At 58.2% G+C, this 4,842-nt stretch carries 4 protein-coding genes and 1 pseudogene; 1 reads left to right on the forward strand and 4 read right to left on the reverse strand.

Annotation, left to right across the window (positions count from 1 at the left end):
* The 3 genes from E3W21_RS28890 to E3W21_RS28900 all read right to left on the reverse strand — a co-directional run.
* Positions 1 to 827 (reverse strand): protein rep (locus E3W21_RS28890; RefSeq protein WP_166793883.1); only part of this gene is annotated, 827 nt, incomplete at its 3' end.
* Positions 828 to 994: 167 nt separating this feature from the next.
* Positions 995 to 1,981 (reverse strand): site-specific integrase, encoded by a 987-nt coding sequence (locus E3W21_RS28895; protein WP_134423052.1) that lies wholly within the window; start codon positions 1,979 to 1,981, stop codon positions 995 to 997.
* On the reverse strand, positions 1,978 to 2,358 hold the full coding sequence (locus E3W21_RS28900; RefSeq protein ID WP_134423054.1) for a hypothetical protein: 381 nt from the start codon (positions 2,356 to 2,358) through the stop codon (positions 1,978 to 1,980). Before E3W21_RS28900 ends, E3W21_RS28895 begins: the two co-directional genes overlap by 4 nt.
* 657 nt (positions 2,359 to 3,015) lie before the next feature.
* On the opposite strand from E3W21_RS28900, the gene E3W21_RS28905 reads away from it, so the two are divergent.
* Positions 3,016 to 3,822: a hypothetical protein gene (locus E3W21_RS28905; RefSeq protein WP_134423056.1), complete on the forward strand. Its 807-nt coding sequence runs from the start codon at positions 3,016 to 3,018 to the stop codon at positions 3,820 to 3,822.
* 40 nt (positions 3,823 to 3,862) lie between these two features.
* Here E3W21_RS28905 and E3W21_RS31320 read toward each other — a convergent pair.
* Positions 3,863 to 4,842: pseudogene (locus tag E3W21_RS31320) on the reverse strand (hypothetical protein); the annotation flags it as partial.

The following is a 4,842-nucleotide window of genomic DNA, read 5'->3' on the forward strand; positions in this document are numbered from 1 at the left end:
CAGTGGCGGCTGTCGTCTTGCTTTGCGAGGTAGTCCGAAGCATCACACCAACCTTTCACATCGACCGCGTGAGCCTCGAAGGCTGCCACCTGTTCGGCGTTAGCCAGGTCGAGCAGACCCGCACGAGCGCAACAGGCTTTCCAGCGCTCCAAAACCTTCGCTTTCATCTCATCCGCATCGACCAGCGCCGAGACGAACCACAGTTCGTGGGTGTGCGGGTGCCAGCCATGCAGGCCCAACGTCAGCTCTAACGAGCGGATCAAACCTTGATATTCCACCGAATCTTTAAAGCGCTTCCATGGCGCCCCGGCGCGCAGACGATGCAAAGCGTCCGCCATCTGTTCGACCAGATCGGCCAGTTGCTGCCACGAATAATGGGGAAAGGTCAGGGTGACCATCACCGGCTGGAGCTTTTCCGCATAGGCCCAAGCAATGGCCTTGCCGATCTCTTCTCGCCGCCGTTCCTGCACCTTGGCCGCGCAAACCGGGCAAGCCCACACACTGCCGCAGTTCATCAGGCCGCTGTAGAAAGCGCTGTTGTGCTCGCAGGACGCATGCACGCCCACGGCGCCCGCGACGCTGATCCATTTGCATTTCGCGGAACGGTGCCAATCGTGAGGATGCTTAAGGCGTTCTTGCTTGCCTTGGTACAAGAAAAGGGCTCGCGCCGCTGCCAGCAGCTCGTAGCGCTCGGCACGCGTAGCGCGCAGCTTGTTTTTCACCTCGGTCGAGGTGGGGGGGGTAGCAGATTTCGTGTACTTCCCGAGTGGGGTTCTGGCGACCCCATGAACGGCGTCAGAACGCCCTATTTTCAGCGCATTTGACATGCCCACCCCCGCCTCTCAGGCGGGGGTGGCACTTGAAACTTGTGCTCACGATGTACATACTTACCCCACGAATATCGATGAAACCCGGGGAGCGCGCCAACGCTTTGATCCGGGTTTTGTTGTTTTTGTCGTCTGCTCTTTGGCGACGGACGGCTCATCTTGCCTTCTTAGCCCCCCGGTTTCAACTCACCCCAATCGACAACTCTTTGGCCTTTTTGGCTCTTTTCTGTCGCTGAAGTCAGCAATTTCAAGCTTTTTCCGCCGTTTTCAAAATCTGAAATATTTTCCTGCGCCGCATCGATCCCAATAGATCGACCATTCGCCGTAGGCGGCTCGCTGTGATCGACGCGGATCGAGGATAGGTCAGCATCGGGCGGTACTTTCGGCAGACCTTTCCCATTTCCTTTCGCGGTTCGGCTGTTGCCGTATCTGTCGACGCTTTCCGTTGCCTGATGCCCCATCAAATACGCCACTTCCCGGCGATCAATGCCCGAGGCTTTCAGCTCAGAACCAAGCTGGTGACGCCACGAATAGAGCGATGGCACCGACTTCCGCTGCGGCCACAGTTTTTTCCCAGCCGCCCTGATCCGGTCTTGAATCGGCCCAATGTCATCTTTCAGATAGGGCAGCGCCTTCCCGATCATCTCCACGACCTTAGGCGGCAACACCAACTCACGGTCGGCCCCACGGGCGCCGCCATGACTTTTTTTCGCGCCGTGGATAAACACCAGGTCACCCCGGATCTCAATGTTTTTGAGCTCCGCAGGCCTCGCACCGGTGTATTTCGATACGAACAGCGCCGCAGTGGTCGCCCGGTCATCGAGCTTGGAAAAGTGCTGCATTAGACGATCTTCGTCTGCCTGATCGACCCGCCTTGAACGGGCCTGCTTTGGCTTGATGCCTTCGGTGGCCCCGTCCTTTGTCAGTGGGTTTTTTGTGGCATCGATTCGCTTCGCTGCTTCGGCAAACCCCCGTTCCCGTTGGTCGAAAGCCAACGCGTTGCGCAGCTTTCGCCAATACGCCGGGCGGTAATCACCGGCAGCCGCTTTCAACGAATCGGCGATCCGCTTCGGTGTGGGCTGTTCGCCCTGGAGCCGCGTTTTGTAAAAGTGCGCGGCAAGCTTGCGGTAGCTCTCTTCAGTCGATGCGTTCATAGGCCCAACGCGTCTTCGAGCAGAAGTCCTTTTTCCCGGAGTGTCACACGCTCACCCGCATCTAAGCGGGCCCGGATCGCTTCCGGCGTCCTGCGCTTGATCACCTTGGTGCGCTCAATGCCGTAAACGGCGACCCACTGCGTGGGAAAACGCGCCGATCCGTGCCACCAGCTTGCGATATGAGCGCTCGCCGTCCAGTCGACGATCCGGCGATCTACCGCCTCCCACTCACTGCGGGTTTTGTTCAGCTCGCGGAAGCCATCCGGCATCATCGGCGCAGCGCCGCCGCCTTCGCGGCTTTCGTAAAAAGTCGCGCCTGCGTACTTCCCGCGCTCATCTTCCATCCTCTGCAAAGCTGCTTTGCTACGTCGTGCCATGGGTTTTCCCTCTTGTTATTTGTTTTCTGAAATTTCGAAAAAGCATGCAAACCCCAACCAAAAAGCCCTCCGTCGTGACATCAGACTGTGATGGAACTCAACGAGGCCTAGGAGGCCCGCAATGCAGATCCATCCTGTTCTGTTTCAAACCGTTGTTGCCTTCGCCCTACTGCATCAGCTGATCGGTGCCCCTATCAGATTCACCCTCGGTATCGGATGAAGATCAAAACCAAGAGGACTCTGTCCTCTTGTCATCTCCTGCCCTCGCCGGTAGCAGGGTGCTGGGGGATGAAGCGACCCCCAACACCCAGCAATAGGCTTTGGGTCGTTCGGTCTGGGCATCAAGAACAAAATCGGAACCCCATTCTTCGAACGGGGCCCCCACGATTTTCTTCTTGACCCCCACCCCTCACAGATCAAGAGCAAGGCGTTTGGCTGGGGATTCCGGTCGTTCCTTCCTGCACCCCACCCATGCCTTCACTCGTCCCTCACGAAGTCACCACACCCCCATACTTCCGCTCGGAAGTATGGTTCTTCAAAAGCATATCACTGCCGCAAAACATATGTATACTTAGCCAGTAGTATTTTTTCAAAAGAATGTAAAATAGTGTAAAATTTACACTATTACACCGTTAACCAAGATCGGAGAAAAACACCATGCCCGGCCATCAGATGACGATGCTCATTCCACCCGCCGCTCGTGCGGCTTACGACCAATTGGTCGCCGCGCTCGGCACCGAAAACACCCCCGGCCAGTGGATGGCCTTCATGCGGACGGTCACCCGGCTCTTACCTGATGTGCTGTCCAGCGGTCGCCCGAGCAAAGAGGCGATCCAGCGCTGCCCCATCGGGCAGCTGGGTTTTTCGAGCTGGCAGGAAATGATCGAGGCGCCGACGGACGTCAGCGGCCTTGGGTGGAATTTCAGTGCATGGAAAGCTTGGCGCCGCGCATGGTCGGTCGTGCAGGCCTACCCGTGGCTTGAGACGCAGCCCCTCACCTCGTCCGAAGTGAACACACTCGCCCTGGACTGCAAGCGCGACGACCTGCCGTTCCCGCAGTCCGCCGAGGAACTGGAGACCCTGCGCCAAGCCCGCAAAGACGCACAGGAGCAGCGCCGCAGCGAATCGGTACAAGCGCTGACATTGCGGGCAGAAACGGCTGAGAAGGCGCTACAGGAAGCCACGGCGCGTATTTCAGCCCTGTCCGCTCAATCAGATCAGGCTATCGCTCACGTGCGCGATTTGGTCGATGAATTGGCAGCACTGAAGGCGAAAATGCAGACGGTCAATCATGACCAGGAGAAAGTCACGCAACTTGCAGAGCAAGTCGGATCGTTGAAAGCCCAAGCCGCTGCGCTCACAACCGAGCGCGACCGCTGGAAAAAAGAAGCCGAAAAGCCCGAAAAACCGCTGCCCCGGCTCAGTCGCTGGGAGCATTTGCAGGCTTTTTTTCGCGGCCAGTAAAAAACAGGCCACCGCGAGGTGGCCTGTTTTTTGGTGGCGATTAACGCCGACCGTCGTGCTCGATGAGCAATGACCCTTGGCGCGCTGGTCGAGCTTTGCGAGTCGGCCCAGCCGGCGGGGCCCCGGCGCTGCCACCCAGCAGCGCTTCAAGGATTCGCGCAAACGCGTCCATCAGCAGATCCAAAATCGACCCATCGACCAACAGCACCTCGCCCTCCTGCTCAGGGTCTTTGTCTTTCTGGTTTTCTGCATAGCCCCACCTACGCATGAGCTGGAAAGCCGACCACACGTGCGTGGGCATATCGCGTTCAGCGACCAGATAGACCATTTCCTCATCCGTCCTTGGGCTTGGCGCTGCGCCCACGATATCCCGGACTTTTTCCTTGAACGGTTCGCCGTACAGGGCCTTGCCAGCTTGGATGAACAGGGTTTTTTCTTCGTTGCTCAGTTCTACGATTTGCATTGCGCTTCTCCGTCGCAGTGGCTTTTGTTGTGTACATATCAAGCCTGCAGATGGAGCAAGCACCGGCGCAAGCCCCTTCAAAAGGGCCTGCACCGCTGGCCATCCACCGCTTTCAGCGGCATCGAGCAGCTGAGCCCGTTTGCCGGACTCACGCACCAATTTCCAGTCGGACAAATCGAGCAGGCCGAGCATTTCCGCGCTATCGCGCTCTTCTTCGGCCAATTCTTCATCGGTTCGCTCAACGAGACCGACCCGGGTTTTCAGGCCGGACGACCAAAACAGCTGCCGTTTGCCTTTCATCACTCCGGCGTATTCGATGTATTTCGCACCCGCTTGCTTGTCGCCCACGGACGCTGCCGCGAGCAGGCCAAACGGGTGTTTACCCTTGGCCCGACCGGCCTTGGTGCTGCCCTTGGCCAACTCTCTATCTGCACCCCAGTGGCGGCTGTCGTCTTGCTTTGCGAGGTAGTCCGAAGCATCACACCAACCTTTCACATCGACCGCGTGAGCCTCGAAGGCTGCCACCTGTTCGGCGTTAGCCAGGTCGAGCAGACCCG

The sequence above is a fragment of the Pseudomonas sp. F01002 genome, assembly GCF_004402115.1.
Taxonomy (GTDB): Bacteria; Pseudomonadota; Gammaproteobacteria; order Pseudomonadales; family Pseudomonadaceae; genus Aquipseudomonas; species Aquipseudomonas frigoris.

What these genes read in the sequence shown, in the direction of transcription:
- E3W21_RS28895 (WP_134423052.1), bottom strand. Translation starts at nt 1,981, where the DNA reads ATGAACGCATCGACTGAAGAGAGCTACCGCAAGCTTGCCGCGCACTTT.
- E3W21_RS28900 (WP_134423054.1), bottom strand. Translation starts at nt 2,358, where the DNA reads ATGGCACGACGTAGCAAAGCAGCTTTGCAGAGGATGGAAGATGAGCGC.
- E3W21_RS28905 (WP_134423056.1), top strand. Translation starts at nt 3,016, where the DNA reads ATGCCCGGCCATCAGATGACGATGCTCATTCCACCCGCCGCTCGTGCG.